Origin of the sequence: Marinobacterium rhizophilum (genome assembly GCF_024397915.1) — a bacterium.
GTDB classification, from domain to species: Bacteria; Pseudomonadota; Gammaproteobacteria; order Pseudomonadales; family Balneatricaceae; genus Marinobacterium_A; species Marinobacterium_A rhizophilum_A.
Map to the genome: position 1 here is coordinate 4,484,598 of NZ_CP073347.1, position 18,468 is coordinate 4,503,065.

Genomic DNA, 18,468 nt, shown 5'->3' on the forward strand with positions numbered 1-18,468 from the left:
TGCTGGATACGGCTCAGCAGGGCCAGTGCCCGCTCCGGCGAGTGCGGGCTGTCATGCGCCTTCAGCCGCGTTCGATATCGGCCAGCGACTTGTAGCGGCGCAGCTCATCCGCTTGCTCGGACAGGCCTTCGGTGCGGATCTTGGTCATGTCGTAAAACACCAACGACAGCTCCTGATCCACCAGGGGCCGCAACTGCTCGGCCAGCAGGTCGAAGATTGATCGCGTAGTATACACTTACACCTAGTTGGTCTATATTTAGATCTGTATAAGGGTCGTTTAAAAGATCTGAAGTTGAGGTGTCGCATGAGCGTGGAAAGAATGATGGCAGGTATCTCTGCCAGTATCACTGACTTTAAAGCCAATCCCAATGCGATTATTCAGCGGTCGGGAGGGGAAGCTGTGGCCGTACTCAAGAGCAATGTCCCCTGCTTCTATGCGGTACCGCCTGAGTTGTTCGAGATGATGAGCGAAGCAGTCGAGGATCTGGCGTTGCTTACCCAGGCGCGTGAACGTCTTGGCGATGGCAAGGAACCCGTAGAAGTTAACATCGATGACCTATAGGCTGAAGTTCCACCCGGATGCCCTGGAGGAGTGGGAGCGTCTACCGTCAGCGGTGAAAGAGTACTTTAAAGGCAAGCTTCGGGAACGATTGGAGCATCCTCACGTTCCCAAGGCTCGCCTGTCGGGCGGCTATAATTTGTACAAGATCAAACGGAAGCATCCTCCATTCCGATTGACGTACCATGTAAACGACAAGGAGCTGATCGTAACGGCACTCAGCGTAGGGAAGCGAGACGGTGACGTTTATCGTGAGATGCTAGAAAGGCTCTAGCATCGCCTCCCTTCGAAATTATTCCGAAAAAATTGATAAGCAAACACGCAAGGTGCGCGATTAGTTTACAACTACTTCCGGGATTACGACCCGAGAACGGGAAGGTATTTTCAATCCGATCCGATTGGGCTTTCTGGTGGGCGGAATACTTACGGCTATTCTTATCATAACCCTGTCTTGAATATTGATCCTATTGGCCCATGGAAAGATACGAACACGGAAGAACGCGTTCCTGCTAATACACTGCTACCAAATAGACCAGAAAAATGTGAGAAAGATTATAGGCGTGATCGCAATAAGTGCGAGTTACAATGTCGTAATGTTTTCTCAAAAAATATGTGTATGATAACCGCGAGACTAAAGCAATTGGTTTGTCTCGCTAAGAAACCCAAAGTTGATTGGGATGATTTTGATGATATGGGTGGTGATGGGCCTAATTTTATGGGAGGTTTTAATTGAACGGGAAGAGTTTTGATGCAGATAGCCTATCAAGTAAATTGATGGTTGATGGCCGTGTTGAAGTTATATTTTCAATGTTTAAGGGGCGGTTCTTGGATCAATTGATAAAAACGGATCTGCGCTTGGCGTATGGTAAAAATGATAACCGATTATTAATATTTTTACTGTTAATTAAAGGAATGGTATTAGTGCTTTGCTCAAGTTTATTTTTTCGAGACATTACGGATGTATATGACTTCTACATCATGAATAGGAGTCGGATTAATATCCGTAAAGAACGTACAGAAAATGGGCTTGCAAAATTTGTATTTTTTCTCAGTTGATTCATGCAGGGAAGTGATCGTGCTAAATATACAGAGTGAGTTTTTAATGCAGGTGTTTAAGAAGAAAGGTGGCGTCAGTTGTTGTTACCTGTTATATGTCTTTCTATAACGCTGCCGGAGTTAAAGCCGAAGCCGAGCGTGGGGGCGGAAAATAGGGGAAAGTTCAGCTGAATGCTTGGATGACGCTACTTGGAATTCCGGGAATTCCGGGAATTCCGGGGACAGCAGCGGCTTGGCAATGCCGCACATTCTAGCGGGTGAGACTCCCGCCCGGGTAACCGCTAGCCACGGGCCCGGTATCGAGCCTTGCAGTTGGCCCGGCGACGGACCGATTGATGCGTAGGTACGAAAGCAGGCGAGGTGCAAAGGTAACGGGTGAAGCCGACCCTGAAGGTGTTGAGCCCCGAAAAGTATGAATTGGAGAGTGCCGACGGGCTTGTCCCTCCGGCAGGCAACAACTCTCAACGCGTCAAGGCGAGCGTTGCGGGTACTCCCCGGGGTCCGAGGCCGTGTCGAGCCTGACATCGCGAATGTGCGGTAACCAAGGAGATCCAGTCACCGGCGCGAAGGAACTCGCGCACCCGCCGACAAGTGATAACAAGCGAGGAAGCGGGCAGTGGTAACTGGAAGTCGGAGCCATCTGTAGTAGCAAAGAACCCTGGTAATGCGGGGGGAGCCAAGGGGTGGCGGCTTGAGACAACGTGAGAGGGCAACACGGACCTACGCAGAGAGGAACAACCCGTGCAAACACGACTTGAACGTTTCACACAGAAGGCGCGTGCGGAACCCAGGCTCCAGTTTACGGCCCTGATGGGGTTGTTGTCGGAGGGTACCGGGCTGCACGCCAGCTTCGTGCGCCAGGATGGAAGAAAAGCGCCCGGAGTGGATGGGGTAAAGAAAGACGCTTATGCGGAAAACCTCGCGGAGCGGATAGCGGATCTATCGGCCCGCGTGCGGCGCTTGGGCTACCGGCCGAAGCCTGCACGGCGGACCTACATCCCCAAAGGGAACGGCCGCTACCGCCCGCTGGGCATCCCCAGCTTTGAGGACCGACTGGTACAGGACCGGCTCAGCCGGATCCTGCAGGCCATCTGGGAACCGGAATTCCGCGACTGCTCCTACGGCTTCCGTCCGGGGCGCAGCGCTCACCAAGCGCTTGCCCGAGTAGCGGAAGTCATCACCAACGAGCAGACCCAGTGGGTCGTGGAGGCGGACATCAAAGGCTTCTTTGACCACGTCCACCACGATCACCTGATGCGGTTTCTGGGGCACCGGATCAAGGATCCCAATTTCCTGCGGATCATCCGGCGCTTCCTCAAGGCGGGCATCATGGAAGATGGCATATTCGACGCGACGCTGGAGGGAACACCGCAAGGCGGACTCGTCTCCCCGGTGTTGGCGAACATCTACCTGCACTACGTATTGGACCTGTGGTTCGAGAAACGCTTTGCCCGGCAATGCCGGGGCAAAGCCTATCTCGTCCGCTACGCCGACGACTATATCGCCTGCTTCCAATACGAAGGGGACGCCAAGCGTTTTCACCGCGAGATGGTGACGCGCCTGGCCAAGTTCGCTCTGGAAGTCGAGCCCAGCAAGACCGCGATACTGCGCTTTGGTAGCACCGCATTGCGCTACAAGGCGCGCGGCCATAAATGCCCGCGCACCTTCAGCTTCCTCGGTTTCACCCACTATGCAGGCCGCAGCCGCACGGGGCGCTTCGTGGTGGGTCGCAAAACCGATGGCAAGCGCAAGCGCAAGAAGCTCAAGCTGTTGAGTGCACGCCTGAGAGGAATGCGCAGCGAGGGAGGAAGAGTGATGATCGCTTTTCTGCGACGGCATCTTCAAGGGCATATCCAGTACTACGGCGTCAGTGGCAATGGCCGGAGCGTGGCGAGTTACATCTACTGTGCCACGCACTACCTATACAAATGGTTGAACCGGCGTAGCCAGCGGTGCTCATTAAACTGGAAGAGCTTTGGGGAAGTCGTACGCCCGTTGCTGCCAACGGCTCGGATCGTGCACGACCTTTATCCTGTGCCAAAGTGGAAGACTCAAGCTGGGAGCCGGATGGTGTAACACTCCAAGTCCGGTTCTGCGAGGAGCCGGGGACGAACCGATGCGCGAATTTGCTGTGCACTGGCAAGGAACCAGCTTACTCTCCGTATACCTATTACCCAGCTCATACTTCTATGTCTGCTTGGTGCCGTTAGTGACCTTCGGCCCTGAGTTTGCTTCTGGAGCACTTCCAGATGATTACAGCGACCACCCGGGTCCCGTCAGGAGCCGACGAGCACTGGGCCTATTTTTCGATCAGGTCCGCCAGGGGCGAGGTATGGATGCCGAGCCGCACAGGGATGTGAGGGTTCTTCACCTTGAAGGCTGGCCGCCCGCACAATTGCTTCGGAGCGCAGTGTAAAGGCTTCTGCGGGCGCGCTTTCTTTCGCGCGAGCAAAGAAAAGTGAGTCGCCGAGGCGAAAAAGGGGTTATCCAATAGCGGTAATACTTCATGAATCTGGCAAACCTAAAATAGCACCCTGTAACCCCGCTGTTGGGTTACGATCCTTCGGATCTTCACCCAACCTACCCGACTGCAAACCACAACGTCCTGAGCCGGTGAATTCCGGGGATAGTTTACCTATTACCCAAGACGTCAATGTCAGCTTAGTGCCGTCAGCGACCGTCATGGTCGCTGACGGCGGGCCAGGCTCTGAGTAACCAGGCCGCTAGCCGCTCAGGTTTTTCCGGTTTTACTTCTTGCGCTTTTTTGACGCCGACAGCAGCGACGGCCGGACGGCGCGGGTGTTGGTGTCGTCGACTTCGGGCATCGGGGTCGGCGCGGCCTTGACTGGAGCCGGTTTCATCTTGGCGCGCAGGCGCGAGTTTTTTGATGCCCGCAGGCTGTGGTCATCGTCGGCGGCGTTGCTGCCCTGGTAGGGCACGGGCTTGATCGACAGCGGGCGGCCAATCAGTGCCTCGATGGCCACCAGGTAGCGCTTTTCATCCGGTGCCACCAGGGAGATGGCCTGACCCTTGCCACCGGCGCGGCCGGTGCGGCCTATGCGGTGGACATAGGCTTCGGGGACATTGGGCAGGTCATAGTTGACCACCCGGGGCAGGGAATCGATATCCAGCCCGCGGGCGGCGACGTCGGTAGCCACCAGGATGCGGATCTTGCCCTGGCTGAAGCCGGCCAGCACGCCGACCCGCTCGCGCTGGGGCTTGTCGCCGTGCAGCGCGCGGGCATCAATGCCCTCGGCCTGCAGGTAGTCGGCCACCATGTCGGCCCGCTTCTTGGTGCGGGTGAACACCAGCGCCTGGGCCCATTGCCCGCCCTGGATCAGGTAGCTGAGCACATCGCACTTGTCGGACTGGTCCACGGCGTAGGCAAACTGCAGCACCGTTTTGGCAGTGGAGTTGCGCTTGGTGACCCTGACCCAGGTGGGCTGTTGCAGAAACTCGGGTACCAGCTGCTCGATGGCGGCGGACAGGGTGGCCGAGAACAGCAGGGTCTGGCAGCGGCGCGGCATTTTCTTGCGCACCTGGCGAATGTCGGCAATAAAGCCCAGGTCCAGCATGCGGTCGGCTTCGTCCAGCACCAGCATTTCCAGCCGGCGCAAATCGAAGAAGCCCTGGCTGAGCAGGTCGAGCAGGCGGCCGGGGGTGGCCACCAGAATATCCGCCCCGCGCCTGAGTTGGCCGATCTGCGATTCGATGCGGCTGCCGCCGTAGAGCGCAATGGTGCGCAGGCTCAGGTAGCGGCCGTAGGTGTTCAGGCTTTCGGTCACCTGCAGCGCCAGCTCCCGCGTGGGCACCAGCACCAGGGCCCGTATCGGGCGGATTTCATCAACGGCGGGCTCTGCCGCCAGTTCCTGCAGTATGGGCAGGGCGAAGGCGGCGGTCTTGCCGGTGCCGGTCTGGGCCTCGGCGACCAGGTCGGCACCGTTCAAAATGGCGGGAATCGCCTGGGTCTGCACGGCGGTGGGGCTGCGGTAGCCGAGCTCCGCCAGAACCTGCTGCAGGGGATCAATAAGGCCTAGGGCGTTAAACGTGCTCATAGCTACCTGTGAGCCGCCAGCGCGACCCGGTTCGAATTGCAAAAAAAGAGGCGTAGCTTAACTGAATCTGCCGACAACGGCGACTATCGTGCAGCGCGGTCAAGGATAGCGGCGCGACCTGGCCACAGGGTTTTTATGCCGCCAGGCGTTGACCGCAACCCCTGGCAGGCATAGTGTCAGACTCTGTCTCTGCTATTGCTCAGGGTTTTGAATCACCGATGCACACCTGTTTGCCGGGTCGGTCGTCTTCTGACCGCCAAGGCGCCCCCTTCCTGTTTCGCCTGGCCTTCGTGTTTCTACTCGCGGGCTTGCTTGCGTTGTGGCCCAGGATGCCGGCGGCGGGTGATGCGACGGCAGTGCCCTGGCTGGCGCTGGAGGTTGTCGGCAGTGTGGTGGACGGCGATGGCGCCCGTCCTGGTCGCGCCAGCGGCGACAGCGAAAACAGCGCCTGCGGCGATGACAATGGTCTCGCCAGGTTTGATAGCACCACTGCCGCCAGGGCAGCACGATGGTTCCCCCTGGGTTCCGTGCTGGGCTGGCATCCCGTTCCCTGTACGCTTGAACATGCCCGCGCGCCCCCTGCCGCAGTCTGATCCCTGAACCTGAGTAGTTTACTTTTCGTTTGATGATCACTCTGGCTAGTGAGGCCATTGCCATGCGTACTTTTCGTGAATTGAAAACCCTGTCCCTGCGTGACTACAGCCGTCTGTCTTCTCCCGGCCATGAATCCCTGAGTTTGGAGAGCCCGGCCAGCAGCATCGTGACCAGCTTCGAGTCGACGCGGCCGCTGGCGCTGGAACTGGATGTGGGCATACATGAAGCGCTGTTGATGATGAAAAAAGCCCATGTGCGCTCCGTGCTCGTGATGGACAGTGCCGAGAAATTTCGCGGCATTATCAGCGTGTCGGACCTGGAAAGCCGCAAGGTGCTGAGTATCGCCCAGAGTCTGGGGCTGCGGCGCGATGATCTGAGTATCGGCGATGTGATGACGCCAAGCTCCAAACTGGCGGGCCTGTCGATGCAGCAGCTCAATGGCAGCAGCATCGGTGACATACTCAAGACGCTGCAGGACGTCGGCTCGCAGCACATGCTGGTGGTCAGGCCCGAGGATCAGCAGATCTGCGGCATTATTTCCGCCAGCGATATTGCCCGCAAGCTGCATATCCCGGTGGCAATCACGGAGCGTGCCACCAGCTTTCGGGAGATTGTCGCTGTGCTCTATGGCCACAGCGCCGCTTGAGGCGCCAGGGGGTCTAACTGGAGTCTGAGCGCTTCGCTGTCTACCCTTTAAGGATGCCTTAAAGTGCAGGACGGTAATGGGACTCGAAATCGACAAGTCCAGCTTCACGCCGCAGGAGTTCAGCGGCTTCTACCAGCGCCTGCAGAGCAATCTGCAGGCGCTGAAGGCGTTGCTGCAAAGGCCTGGCTTCGGCGCAGGTCCGGGTTCCATTGGGGCGGAGCTGGAGCTCTGCATTGTCGATCGCAACGGTCATCCCCTGATGGTCAACAGCGAGATTCAGCAAGCCCAGGCTGACCCCCGGCTGACGCTGGAACTTAACCGTTACAACCTCGAATACAACCTTACCCCGGTGCCGATCAGCGGCACGCCTTTTTCCCGCATTGAAACCGAGATTCGGGGCGCGATCGCGGCCCTGGAGCAATCCGCCTTGGCCCACGAGGGCCACATCCTGGCGATTGGCATTCTGCCAACCCTGCGCCGTCGCGACTTTGGCCCCCATGTAATGACGGAGCAGCAGCGTTACAAGGCGCTGACCGATGGCCTGAGCCGCATTCGGGGCGAGCGCATCCAGGTGCGCATCAACGGTGATGAGCCCATTTCACTGCGCGCCCGGGATGTCACGCTGGAAGGGGCCAATACGTCGCTGCAGCTGCACTACCGGGTGCTGCCCGAGAATTTCGCCGATACCTACAATGCCATGCAGCTGGCTACGCCGGTGGTGCTGGCGCTGGCCGGGAATTCGCCTTTCCTGCTTGGGCACCGATTGTGGCATGAAACGCGGATTCCGCTGTTCAAGCATGCGATCGATGGCGCGGGCTGCAATGGTCAGCGTGGCCGGGCTTCAAGGGTGAACCTGGGGACTGGCTGGGTACGGGATGGCGCCTACGAGCTGTTTGCCGAGTCGGCATTGTTGCACGCCGCCCTGCTGCCGGTCTGTCAGCAGAGCGAGGATGACATGCAAGCGGTACGCAATGGTGACCTGCCCAAGCTGCATGAGCTGCGCCTGCACCAGGGCACCATCTGGCCCTGGAACCGGGTCATTTACGACGACAGCTGCGGTGGTCACCTGCGTATCGAGATGCGTGCCCTGCCCGCAGGGCCTACCGCCTGCGACATGATGGCCAATGCCGCCTTTCTGATCGGGCTGGCCGAAGGGTTGCGCACAGAGATTACCGAGCTGATGCCGGCGCTGCCTTTTTCCATGCTGGAGCACAACTTTTACCGCAGTGCCGAATTTGGGCTGGGCACACAGTTGCTGTGGCCATCGTCCAGCCATCGCCGGCTGGAGGAAGTTCCGGTGACCCGCCTGGCGCGCAGCCTGTTGCCGGTGGCGGCACAGGGGCTGGGTCGTATCGGCATCGGGGCTGCCGAATCGGAGCACTACCTTGGCATTATTGAACAACGGCTTGAGTGCGGCCGTACGGGAGCCCGCTGGCAGCTGGGCCAGGTTTCCCGCCTGAATCGCCGCCTCAGCAGGCACCGCGCGTTGAAAACCATGCTCGAAGGCTACCGCGTGCGTGCCGAAATTAATCAGCCTGTAGCACAGTGGACGGACATGCATTGATGCCGGACGACCCTATTACCATTTTGCGCAATCCTGCGCCTGCCGAGATTGCCCGTACGCCGGAGGCGTTCCTGCGCCAGCTGGACGGGCCCACCCTGATAATTGTCGAAGGCCGCGATCCGGGCCGCTGCCGGGCCCTGAGTACCTTGCTGCACGGCAACGAGCCCTCCGGGCTGAAGGCGATCCATGGCTGGCTGCGCAATGGCGAGCAGCCGGCCGTTACACTGCTGTGCTTCGTGCTGTCGGTTGCCGCTGCGCTGCAGGCACCGCTGTTTTCCTGCCGACAGTTGCCGGGCGAGCGGGACCTGAATCGCTGCTTTTCTGCGCCCTTCGTTGATGACAGCCCGGGGAGAATCGCCAGCCAGACACTGGCCTTGCTGGATCAGTACAGGCCCGAGTGCCTGATCGATATTCACAATACCTCTGGCATGAATCCGGCGTTTGGTGTGGTGACCCATGAAGACCCCGTCCATGAAGCCCTGGTGGCGCTCTTTACCCGGCGCCTGATCGTGACCGGTATCCGCCTGGGGGCGCTGATGGAGATCAGCCGGGCGGGCTTCCCGGTCGCCACGATCGAATGCGGTGGCAACAAGGATCCGGCGGCAGACCGGCTGGCCGTGCAAGGACTCTGGCGTTTCCTACAGCAGGATTCCGTGCTGGAACTGCCGGCCGGTGGCCTGCAGATGGATGTGTACCATCACCCCGTGCGCCTGGAGCTGGCACCGGACACCCGGCTGGTCTTTGCCGATGAGCCCGACCCCGCGGCGGACATAACGGTGCCGCGTCACCTGGAGCGTTATAACTTTGGCGTGGTCGACAGAGGCACCTTTCTGTTCTGGCTCGGGCCCCGGGCCCGCAGCCTGATGCAGTTGCGCGATGCCGCCGGGGAGGATGTACTGCCACAGTTCTTTGACTGCCAGGGGCAACGGCTGTATGCCGCGCAGGCGCTGAAACTGTTCATGGTGACCGATAACCCGCTTATCGCCTGCAGTGACTGCCTGCTCTATGCCGCGCCCGAGGCGGGCCATAGCGTCATCGATGCCCGCGAAGCTGAACCAGGGCTTAAGTCCGAGTGAAATTTGATCGCGCAACTTGTGTTGCGGGGAGCGGGTCTTACAGTTAACTGTGAAGTCGGGAGGCCTGTCATGAAGATCAGATTACTAGGCGCAGGGGTGCTGGCATTGAGTCTGATCGCCAGCCCGTCCCAGGCTGATGTGGATGTAGGCATATTCCTTGGCGGCGGCGCCGCCATACACGGCAATGGGTTCAGCCTCTATCTGGGCGGGCCTTACGCCTACGTGCCCTTTGGCTACAGCCGGCCACGCTATGCGCATCCACGTCGCTACCATGCGCCACCACGCCATTATGCACCGCCCCGCCACCACAAGCCGCCGCGACACCATTATCGTCACCGGCATTATGATCGCTCACCGGGCTATCGGCACGGCTTCTCGGACCACGGTGGCCGTCGGCACTATGACAATGGTCGTTCATACCGCAGATCCGGCGCTGTCGACTACCGCCGTACCCAGGCGAGGGGCGCGTGGCGAGACGGCAACCGGCAGTACTTCCGTGATGGAGACCGCCGCCGCCATTGATGGCAGGTCGCCGTACTACAGCCGCAGCGTGGGTGGCTGCAGGCGCCGACCCTGATTGCCGCGCTCCCGGGCGGGCAGGATATCGAGGTTCGGCCAGAATCCGCTGAGCAGGGATTCCCGGTAGGCCGCAGGCAGGCGCGCCTGCTGCATGGCCAGTGCGGCACCCGCGGCGTCATACTCGAGCCGGTGCCAGCTGGCCTTCAGGTCTTCACCCTCTGGCGCCAGCAGCATGTACCAGCCATCCGCAGTTCCATCATTCGCCGGCATGCCGATCACCCCGGCATTGAGCCAGCTGCCGTTCTGCATTGCCTGTCCGAACGGCAGGCCGCAGTGGCCACCGATCAGCACATCGGCCCGGGCAAGCTCAAGCTGGTGCTGTTTCTGCGCCACCGGCGTGGATTCGAAAACAAAGCGATTGATCTGATCCACGGCGCCGTGCACTACCCGAATGCGGCGGCCGTTTAGGCTGAATCCGAGTTGCGCCGGCAGGCTTTTAAGCCAGGCACGGCTGGCGTCGCTGATAGCGGCGTCGGCATAGCGATACCAGCTGTCGGACAGCACCGCGCAGCTGCTGCCATCGTCAAAGCCGCAGCCACAGTCATCGATGCGGTTGCCCAGCGACTCCTCACAGTTCCCCTGAATCCAGTGAACGCCGGCATCGCGCAGCAGCTGCACGGTTGCCTCGGCATCGGCACAGTAAGCGACGGCGTCGCCGGTGCAGATAAGCTGCTCGGGCGAAAAATCCAGCTGCTGTGCGGCGTCCAGCAGCGCCCGGGTTGCCTGCAGGTTGCTGTAGGGGCCGCCAAAGATCAGCAACGGGCCGGTCAGGGTTCCCAGTTCCTGCGTAGGTGTCATGGTACTCATCCTGCGTGTTCCGCCCGCTTGACGCTGGGGCTGCCGGCGCTGAGGCAGCCGAGCCAGAACAGCAGCAGCCCGCTGGTCAGAAGCGTGGCTGATATCCACAGCAGCTTGGTGTACTTGTGTGCATCCCCCAGCAGCGCGCTGTAGCCTGAAGATTCGGTGAAATAGAGCACTGCGCCGCCAATCGCCAACACGAAGCTGGCCAGGTAACTCCACAGCGGTACATCGGTGCGTCCGCCCCAGAGGGAAATCAGCACCACGGGCGCGAGATACATGGAGGCGGTGCCGCTGACGGCCACGGCGCTAAACAGGTCCTTGTTGCCAAGGAATACGCAGGCCAGCCCCAGCAGCATAAAGGCAGCCATCACCAGGCGGCCATTTTGCACCGTGGTGGGGATGGCTTTCATATCCAGTGCCACCAGCTTGGCGGAGCTCGACAGGGTGCTGTCCAGCGTCGACATCGCGGAGATCACCAGGGCGGCGTTGAACAGCAGCAGTGGCACGTCGCCCAGTATCCGGGCCAGTACGCTGTGCATGTCTTCACCGGCGACCGCCTGGGCACCGGCAAGCACACCCAGGCTGCCAAAGGCGGTAATGCAGAGGATGCTGATCCAGCCGGCGTGGAAGAAGCTTCGCCTTGTGGTTTCACGGTCTGCCAGGAAACCACGGTCCATCATGACCGGGTCATGCATGGGGTAGCTCCATACCTGCAACAGCGCCACCAGCAACAGGATGGGGCCGGGCTGATCGATCTCGAAGGGCTTGAACAGCAGCGCATCAAGGCTGATGCCAGGCGCTGCAAAAGCGACGACCACCAGGACCACCAGTACCAGCAGAAACAGGATCATCTGGAACAGGTCGGTGCGCAGCGAGGCGTGCAGACCACCGAGCAGCGAGTACGCCAGGGTGATCACGGAAAAGGCCAGGATGGCCAGGGTATAGGCGTTGCTGCCGGTGCTGCCGAACAGGATGCCGATGACCAACAGGTTGGCGAAGACCTCACTCACCAGCCGGATGCAGATCACCAGGTTGTAACAGCGCGTGCCCCAGTGGCCAAAGCGGCTCTGCAAAAAGGCCTGCACACTCTCAAAACCCTGTTCGAAACGCAGCTTGTCGATAATGCGACCGCCAATCCAGAACGACAGGTAGTAGGCGGCGTAGGCCAGGGTGCCCCAGATGCCGTAAAAAAAGCCAAGGATGGCGGCATTCATCAGGGAGCGGGCAAAGATCCAGGTCGTGACCTGGGAGAAGGTCAGCGTCAGCAGGCCCGGAGGTTCGGCGTTGGCGGACTGGCCTTTGAAAAAGGCGTTCACCGAGCGCGCGGGTCGGGACAGTCCCAGGGAAATCAGGGCCAGTACGGCGACCAGAATCGAAAGGCTGTAGTCCATGGGTGCTCCGGGTCTGGCGGCAAGGGGGAGGTCTGAACCCGGCGGTTGGTAGCAAAAGCAGGGCTTCAGCGTTGGCCGCCGGCCAGTGCGTAGCGCCAGGTCAGCGGCACTGGCGATTGTCATTCAGGCGAGCCTAAGGCAGGCAACTGAAATTAGCCTGAAAGACAGTCCTGGCGGCCGTGACAGAGCCTACTTGCGGCGCATGCGGCCGAACTGGGCGTGCACGCCGCGACGCATTGCCGAGAAACTGTTTTCCAGCAGATCCACACCCACCAGAACGAACACGACCAGAACCGCCAGTTTCACGCCGGTCAGGTGGTGGCCTTCGCCGATCACGGCGCCGATGGCTGCCAGTGACCAGATCGCGGCGGCGGAGGTAACACCCAGCACGATGCCGTCTTTGGCCAGAATCACGCCGGCGCCAAGAAAACCGATGCCCGTGACGATCTGCCCCAGTACCCGGGAGCCATCGCCGCCGCCAAAATGAGCGCCGGCCAGGGCAATAAACAGGTAGGTGCCCAGCACGATCAGGGAGCTGGTGCGAATACCGCAGGGCTTGCCCAGCAGCTGGCGCTCGATACCGACAATGGTGCCCGCCAGCACGCTGGCCAGTATGCCCGACCAGTGAAACGGAGTGATATCCAGCAGTAACGTCAGGGTTTGGGTGTCCAAGGTGCGCATTAGCCTGTACAGGAGGCCCATCGGGCCGCTACGAGTTCAGCGCCTGTTATCGCACTCTTTGCGGGCAAATAGAATCACTATTCGTGCATCCAGGAATTGTCATATTCAAAAACTATCATAAGAATTGTTTTGCTTAATTTTATTAATTTATTTGGATTGAGTATTCTGGCTCCAGTTCTTAAACAACGGGGCTTTAAGGCCACAGGAGAAACACAGATGCAGCACAAAGAAGGACAGCCTGTACCCCAGGTCACTTTTCGCACGCGCGTGGGCAATGACTGGCAGGATGTCACCAGCGACGAAGTTTTCGCCGGCAAGAACGTCATCCTGTTTGCCCTGCCAGGGGCTTTCACGCCGACCTGCTCGACCACTCACCTGCCGCGCTACAACGAGCTCGCACCGGTCTTCCAGGCCAACGGTATCGACAGCATTATCTGTCTCTCCGTGAATGATGCTTTCGTGATGAACGCCTGGGCGGAAGATCAGAAGCTGGAGCACATCCAGGTACTGCCCGATGGCAACGGCGACTTCAGTGCCGGTATGGGCATGCTGGTGGACAAGGCGGAGCTGGGTTTTGGCAAGCGCAGCTGGCGCTACTCCATGCTGGTGAAGGACGGTGTTATCGACAAGATGTTTATCGAGCCCGACCTGCCGGGCGACCCGTTTGAAGTGTCCGATGCCGACACCATGCTGGATTACATCAATCCGCAGGCGCAGCAGCCCAAGCGTGTGACCATTATCACCAAGCCCGGCTGCCCGCATTGCACCCGTGCCAAGAAGGCTCTGCAGGCGCGCGAGTTCCGCTTTGAAGAGATCGTACTGGGGCAGGGGGGGGTCAGTTACTCCAGCCTGACGGCCATCTCCGGACGCGGCACCACGCCACAGGTCTACATCGACGGCCAGCACGTCGGTACGGCGGACGAGCTGGAGCAGTGGCTGGTCGCCAACGCCTGATCGATATGCCGGCAGACAGCCAGTCAGGCTCTGCTCTGAAAACCCCCGGACCGCTCAGCGCTCCGGGGTTTTTTTGTACAGGGATGTACTTATCCTGCGGGCGCATGGGCCGTTTTTTTGCTCCCGGCAAAAACGGCACTCAAGCCGTCCTGGCCTTCATGCGCCGTGCAAGGCTATGCAGGAAGGTGCACCCAACACCAACCTATCGCTATTGACGATAGGTATTAACTTATATATCCGGTCTTTCGTCGATACTATGGCGCTTCTGATACAGATCCTTGGGTAGGGAGCAAGTGATGATGCGAAACAGGGCTGACCGGATTCGGCATACGGTCGGGTTTGAGCTGGTTGGGTTGGTGCTGCTGACAGGCCTTGGCAGCTGGCTGCTCGGTCTGGACATGCAGCACTTCGGGGCGCTGGCGGTGGTATTTTCGTTGCTGGCGATGGTGTGGAACTACTACTACAACCGCCTGTTCGACCAGTGGCTGCTGCGCCACCGTGGTACCAGTATCAAGCGCCAGCGGGACAGGATCATCCATGCGTTGCTGTTTGAGGGCGGGCTGCTGTTCATTACCCTGCCCCTCATTGCCTGGTGGATGCAGGTCAGCCTGTGGCAGGCGCTGGTCATGGATGTCGGGATGGCGGTCTTCTACCTGGTGTTCGCCTACCTCTACAACCTGGCATATGACCGGGTTTTCCCGGTGTCAGTCGCAGCGGTACTGTCGCCGGACTGATGCGTCTGATCCTTGAGCTGTGAAACTGAAGCCCGCTACGGCGGGCTTCTCTGCATTCGCTGTCGTGGAAGTTGCCGGGTTGTGTATAAGTTTTAGACGTCTGCGTTCCACTATTTGAATTTTTACGGTCTATCGCTGCTGTCAATATTGACAGTCGGCGTTTTTTGGCTTTTTTGACAAGGCCCCCTTGGCGATAAAGCCCGCGGATTCGTTGGATTTGGGGCGAATGTCAAACATTATATTTTTTATCCGGCAGGCGGGTTGGACGAAGATTCACCAGCTTTTCAAAGCCCCCGTGGTTACTGAGCTCAAGCGATAGCAGTGAAGGTTCTGTATATCTTTTCCACTGACTTATCCACAGAATCCGTGGAAAAGAACAGGCTTGACGGCGGGCGACCTTGGCGTTCCGTCAAAGCCCGCTGGCAGGAAAGTGAGCATATCGCCAGCACCCGGCCTGTAGAACTCCTCAGCGGCAGACAAGACCCACCATGGCTGTGATTGACAGCGGCAGGACTTGCGTTTATATATGTCATATACATGACTTATATGTAGCAACCTTCGAGGAACTTCCGCGCACCAGTCGACGTTACACCGTTAAACCCTGCATAGCGTCCAATGCTGATCATTCAAGACTATAAAAACAATGAGTTACAAAATGATGAGGGCCACGAGTGATGTTTGAATTCCTGCAATACCTGCCCGACGTGTTTACGCCCTGGAATTTCATGATTCTGGTGCTGGGAACCGTCGGGGGCCTGATCCTGGGTGCAACACCCGGCTTGAGTCCTACCATGGCCGTAGCGCTGCTTATCCCCTTTACGTTTCACATGGAGCCTGCGACCGGACTTATTCTGCTGGGGGCTGCCTATACCGCGACCGTTGCAGGCGGGGCTGTGAGCGCGATTCTGCTGAGTATCCCGGGTGCGCCGGCGAACATCGCCACGACGCTGGATGGCCACCCGCTGGCCAAGAGCGGCAAGGCGACCGCCGCCTTGCACTACTGTTTCCTGTCCTCCTTCGTGGGCGGTGTGCTGGGCGTGCTGGTACTGATTTTCTTTACCCCCACCTTGTCGCGCTGGGCGCTGGGTTTTGGCCCCTCGCACCTTTTCTGGGTGGCGACTCTGGGTGTCACCGTGATTGGTTCACTGGGCTCCGGCTCGGTCATCAAAGGGTTGTTTGCCGGTTTTGTCGGGCTATGGATTTCTACCATCGGCTATGATCCCGTTCTGGGCGTTGAGCGTTTCGTGGTGACGGATCACCTGGCTGGCGGCATCAATATTATCGCGGCGCTGGTCGGGCTCTTTGCCATCCCCCAGGTGCTCTCCATGCTGGCGCCGGACAAGATGCCGGGGGCTGTAAAAAAGTTTGCGCTGGAGTCGCAGAGCCTGCTGGCGTCCGTGCGCGATACACTGCTGGCCTGGAAAGCGCTGGTCATCGGCAGCCTGGTAGGCGTTATTGTTGGCCTTATTCCGGGGGCCGGTGGCCAGATTGCAGGCCTGGTGGCCTATGACCAGACCAAAAAGCTGAGCCGCAACCCGGAGAAGTTTGGCAAGGGCGAGCCCGCCGGTGTGATGTCAGCCGAGTCGGCCAACAATGCCATGGTGGGGCCCTCGCTGGTGCCGCTGCTGACGCTCAGTGTGCCGGGTAGTCCCACGGCGGCGGTGCTGCTTGGTGGCTTGCTGATCCATGGCCTCTTTCCGGGGCCCGCACTTTTTACCGAGCATGCGCCCATTGTCTGGACCTTTATCGACTCGCTGCTTGTCGGTCAGTTGCTGATGTGTGTATTCGGCTTGGCGATCAGTCGCTACAGCCGTTTTGTTATGGATGTACCCGAGTTCTACATGGCGGCAGCCATTACCATCCTGGCAGTGTTTGGCACCTACAGTGTGCAAAACAGTTTCTCCGATGTTTTTGTCATGATGGCATTGGGTGTCGGCATGTATTTCGCCTCCAAGCTGGGCTTCAGTCCATCGCCGGTCGTCTTGGGGATCATCCTGGGACCCATCGCGGAGAGCAACTTTGTCCAGGGCGAACTGATTGCATCGGTAGGTGAAGGTGTACTGCCGTACTTCTTTGGTGGTGCCTTGAATATAGTGCTGGTGACCTTCTGTGTCGGGTCGATTGGCTACAGCATCTACAGCGAGTACCGGGGCAAGCAGCAAAAAAAGCCGGGTGATGATACCCCCTCCGCCCAAGGCTGCACCGAAGAAGGAGCAAAACTGTGAACACAAACAGAGTGATTGCGGTGAGTGGCCTGGTGCTGGCGGTATTGCTGCTGGTGGCGGGCAGCAACGTAGAATACGGAGCCAAGGCTTATCGGTTTCCCAATATAATCGCCTATATTCTGGCTGGTTTTGCAATAATTATGTTACTTGCGGAGGGCGGTTTACTGGTGCGGGGTAATAACGTTCCTGCGGGTGGTCCAAGCGCGGGATCCGGAATTAAAAAAATATACGAAGCAATTAAATCGTCGGATTTTTTTCGCCTGCTACCCATGTTTGCCATTATATTGGCTTACCTCTACCTGGCGGATATCGTCGGTCTTTATACCTGTTCATTTGCGGCCTTTCTGGCAATCGTAACTATTTACGCGCCAGCTGAATTAACTATCAAGGCGTTCACCAGGTACATGCTTGTTTCTATCCTATTTGTTGGTGTCATCTATATGGTTTTTTCATGGGCGCTACAATTGCAGGCTCCCCCGGCATACCTTGTTTAATAACTGCGTACTGCCCAGGCAGTAATGATTATAAAAACAGCCTCACAGAGGCGAGGAGTCACTGATGTTGAATGTGCGAAAGATGAAATTCTCGACAGTGGCAGGTGCCGCAATGGGCATGATGTTGTCCGTTGTGGTGCAGGCCGAGGCGTACCCCGAAAGACCTGTCAGCATGATCGTATCCTACTCGCCTGGTGGCGCCACCGACTTCCAGGCGCGTATCGTTACCATGAAAGCCACCGATGAGAACTATCTCGGGCAGCCGGTGGTCATTCTCAACAAGCCGGGTGCGGGTGGAAAAATAGGCTGGGACTATTTTGCTTCGCGCTCCAAGGCTGATGGCTACGAGCTGGCAGCCTACAACGTGCCGCACTTTATCGCGCAGTCGATCGTGATGCGCACCAAGTACAGTATCGACAACCTGGAGCCTGTCGCCAACTGGGGTGCGGACCCTGCGGTACTGATCGTCGGCAAGGACAGTCCGTTTAATACCCTGGAGGAACTGGTGACTTTTGCCCGGGAAAATCCCGGCAAGGTAACGGTGTCCGGAGCCGGACTCTATGTGGGGCATCATATTGCATTTTTGCAGTTTGCCAAGGAGGCCGGTATCGAGCTGACCTATATACCCCAGAGTGGTGGTTCCGATGCAATGAAAAGCGTTATGGGTGCCCAGGTTATGGCGGGATTTAATAACCTGTCCGATGCGTACCGCAGCCAGGAGAGCATAAAAATTCTGGGTATCGCTGACCTTGAACGCAATGAAAAGTTTTTACCGGATGTTCCTACCTTTATGGAAAAAGGTATCAATGTTGATGATGCCAGTGTGAATTTTCGCGGAATTATGGCGCTTAAAGGTACCCCGCCGGACGTTCTCGATTACCTGTCGGAGCGTACAGCGCTGATGTTGCGCGATGAGGGCACCCTCGAAAAGATGGAGTCCGGCGGCTCGCCAGTACGCATTATCGAACGCAAGGATCTGGTTGAAATGTGGAAAAAACGCGAAGCCTATCTCAAGGAGCTTCTGGCAGGCCTTAAAGGCTGACAGAACCCCCGCCAAGT

General features: G+C 58.5%; 19 protein-coding genes and 1 pseudogene. 15 read left to right on the forward strand and 5 right to left on the reverse strand.

Annotation, left to right across the window (positions count from 1 at the left end):
• Window positions 1-61: 61 nt before the first annotated feature.
• Window positions 62-235 carry a hypothetical protein gene (locus KDW95_RS20220; RefSeq protein WP_255856571.1) on the reverse strand — a complete coding sequence of 58 codons (174 nt, stop codon included), beginning with the start codon at window positions 233-235 and terminating at the stop codon, window positions 62-64.
• Between the two features lie 69 nt (window positions 236-304).
• Between KDW95_RS20220 and KDW95_RS20225 the strand changes: the two genes are divergently transcribed.
• From KDW95_RS20225 to ltrA, 5 genes and pseudogenes are all read left to right on the forward strand, one after another.
• Entirely contained in the window at window positions 305-562 is a 258-nt protein-coding gene (locus KDW95_RS20225) for a type II toxin-antitoxin system Phd/YefM family antitoxin (protein ID WP_255853570.1), read from the forward strand.
• Window positions 552-833 carry a type II toxin-antitoxin system RelE family toxin gene (locus tag KDW95_RS20230; protein WP_255853571.1) on the forward strand — a complete coding sequence of 94 codons (282 nt, stop codon included), beginning with the start codon at window positions 552-554 and terminating at the stop codon, window positions 831-833. The genes KDW95_RS20225 and KDW95_RS20230 overlap by 11 nt, the downstream gene beginning before the upstream one ends.
• A 114-nt stretch (window positions 834-947) precedes the next feature.
• Window positions 948-1,292: pseudogene (locus KDW95_RS20235) on the forward strand (hypothetical protein); the annotation flags it as partial.
• Window positions 1,289-1,615 carry a hypothetical protein gene (locus KDW95_RS20240; protein WP_255853572.1) on the forward strand — a complete coding sequence of 109 codons (327 nt, stop codon included), beginning with the start codon at window positions 1,289-1,291 and terminating at the stop codon, window positions 1,613-1,615. The pseudogene KDW95_RS20235 and the gene KDW95_RS20240, both read left to right, overlap by 4 nt.
• Window positions 1,616-2,356: 741 nt before the next feature.
• Window positions 2,357-3,691, forward strand: coding sequence for a group II intron reverse transcriptase/maturase (ltrA, locus tag KDW95_RS20245; RefSeq protein ID WP_255853573.1), 1,335 nt, complete (start codon window positions 2,357-2,359; stop codon window positions 3,689-3,691).
• Window positions 3,692-4,362: 671 nt separating this feature from the next.
• Here ltrA and KDW95_RS20250 read toward each other — a convergent pair.
• Window positions 4,363-5,670 (reverse strand): DEAD/DEAH box helicase, encoded by a 1,308-nt coding sequence (locus KDW95_RS20250; RefSeq protein WP_255853574.1) that lies wholly within the window; start codon window positions 5,668-5,670, stop codon window positions 4,363-4,365.
• Between the two features lie 218 nt (window positions 5,671-5,888).
• On the opposite strand from KDW95_RS20250, the gene KDW95_RS20255 reads away from it, so the two are divergent.
• From KDW95_RS20255 to KDW95_RS20275, 5 genes are all read left to right on the forward strand, one after another.
• Window positions 5,889-6,263 carry a hypothetical protein gene (locus KDW95_RS20255; protein ID WP_255853575.1) on the forward strand — a complete coding sequence of 125 codons (375 nt, stop codon included), beginning with the start codon at window positions 5,889-5,891 and terminating at the stop codon, window positions 6,261-6,263.
• A gap of 62 nt (window positions 6,264-6,325) precedes the next feature.
• Window positions 6,326-6,910, forward strand: a complete 585-nt coding sequence (locus KDW95_RS20260; protein WP_255853576.1) for a CBS domain-containing protein — start codon at window positions 6,326-6,328, stop codon at window positions 6,908-6,910.
• Between the two features lie 76 nt (window positions 6,911-6,986).
• Window positions 6,987-8,474 (forward strand): glutamate--cysteine ligase, encoded by a 1,488-nt coding sequence (locus KDW95_RS20265; RefSeq protein ID WP_255853577.1) that lies wholly within the window; start codon window positions 6,987-6,989, stop codon window positions 8,472-8,474.
• The gene (locus tag KDW95_RS20270; protein ID WP_255853578.1) at window positions 8,474-9,550 is read left to right on the forward strand and encodes a hypothetical protein; all 1,077 of its coding nucleotides are present in this window, start codon (window positions 8,474-8,476) and stop codon (window positions 9,548-9,550) included. Before KDW95_RS20265 ends, KDW95_RS20270 begins: the two co-directional genes overlap by 1 nt.
• Window positions 9,551-9,619: 69 nt before the next feature.
• The gene (locus KDW95_RS20275; protein ID WP_255853579.1) at window positions 9,620-10,072 is read left to right on the forward strand and encodes a hypothetical protein; all 453 of its coding nucleotides are present in this window, start codon (window positions 9,620-9,622) and stop codon (window positions 10,070-10,072) included.
• Between the two features lie 15 nt (window positions 10,073-10,087).
• Here KDW95_RS20275 and KDW95_RS20280 read toward each other — a convergent pair whose 3' ends face one another.
• The 3 genes from KDW95_RS20280 to KDW95_RS20290 all read right to left on the reverse strand — a co-directional run bounded on the left by KDW95_RS20280 (window position 10,088) and on the right by KDW95_RS20290 (window position 12,993).
• A complete protein-coding gene (locus tag KDW95_RS20280) occupies window positions 10,088-10,927 on the reverse strand; it encodes a metallophosphoesterase family protein (RefSeq protein ID WP_255853580.1) in 840 nt (279 codons plus the stop codon).
• Between the two features lie 5 nt (window positions 10,928-10,932).
• Window positions 10,933-12,321 (reverse strand): sodium:solute symporter family transporter, encoded by a 1,389-nt coding sequence (locus KDW95_RS20285; RefSeq protein WP_255853581.1) that lies wholly within the window; start codon window positions 12,319-12,321, stop codon window positions 10,933-10,935.
• Window positions 12,322-12,510: 189 nt separating this feature from the next.
• The gene (locus tag KDW95_RS20290) at window positions 12,511-12,993 is read right to left on the reverse strand and encodes an MgtC/SapB family protein (RefSeq protein WP_255853582.1); all 483 of its coding nucleotides are present in this window, start codon (window positions 12,991-12,993) and stop codon (window positions 12,511-12,513) included.
• A gap of 225 nt (window positions 12,994-13,218) precedes the next feature.
• Here KDW95_RS20290 and KDW95_RS20295 point away from each other — a divergent pair, with 225 nt between their 5' ends.
• The 5 genes from KDW95_RS20295 to KDW95_RS20315 all read left to right on the forward strand — a co-directional run bounded on the left by KDW95_RS20295 (window position 13,219) and on the right by KDW95_RS20315 (window position 18,451).
• Window positions 13,219-13,956: a glutathione peroxidase gene (locus KDW95_RS20295; protein ID WP_255853583.1), complete on the forward strand. Its 738-nt coding sequence runs from the start codon at window positions 13,219-13,221 to the stop codon at window positions 13,954-13,956.
• A 296-nt stretch (window positions 13,957-14,252) separates the two neighbouring features.
• Window positions 14,253-14,690, forward strand: coding sequence for a PACE efflux transporter (locus KDW95_RS20300; protein ID WP_255853584.1), 438 nt, complete (start codon window positions 14,253-14,255; stop codon window positions 14,688-14,690).
• 674 nt (window positions 14,691-15,364) lie between these two features.
• Entirely contained in the window at window positions 15,365-16,915 is a 1,551-nt protein-coding gene (locus KDW95_RS20305; RefSeq protein ID WP_255856544.1) for a tripartite tricarboxylate transporter permease, read from the forward strand.
• Window positions 16,912-17,409 (forward strand): tripartite tricarboxylate transporter TctB family protein, encoded by a 498-nt coding sequence (locus tag KDW95_RS20310; RefSeq protein WP_255853585.1) that lies wholly within the window; start codon window positions 16,912-16,914, stop codon window positions 17,407-17,409. Before KDW95_RS20305 ends, KDW95_RS20310 begins: the two co-directional genes overlap by 4 nt.
• A 64-nt stretch (window positions 17,410-17,473) precedes the next feature.
• Window positions 17,474-18,451, forward strand: a complete 978-nt coding sequence (locus tag KDW95_RS20315; protein ID WP_255853586.1) for a Bug family tripartite tricarboxylate transporter substrate binding protein — start codon at window positions 17,474-17,476, stop codon at window positions 18,449-18,451.
• Window positions 18,452-18,468: the final 17 nt, after the last annotated feature.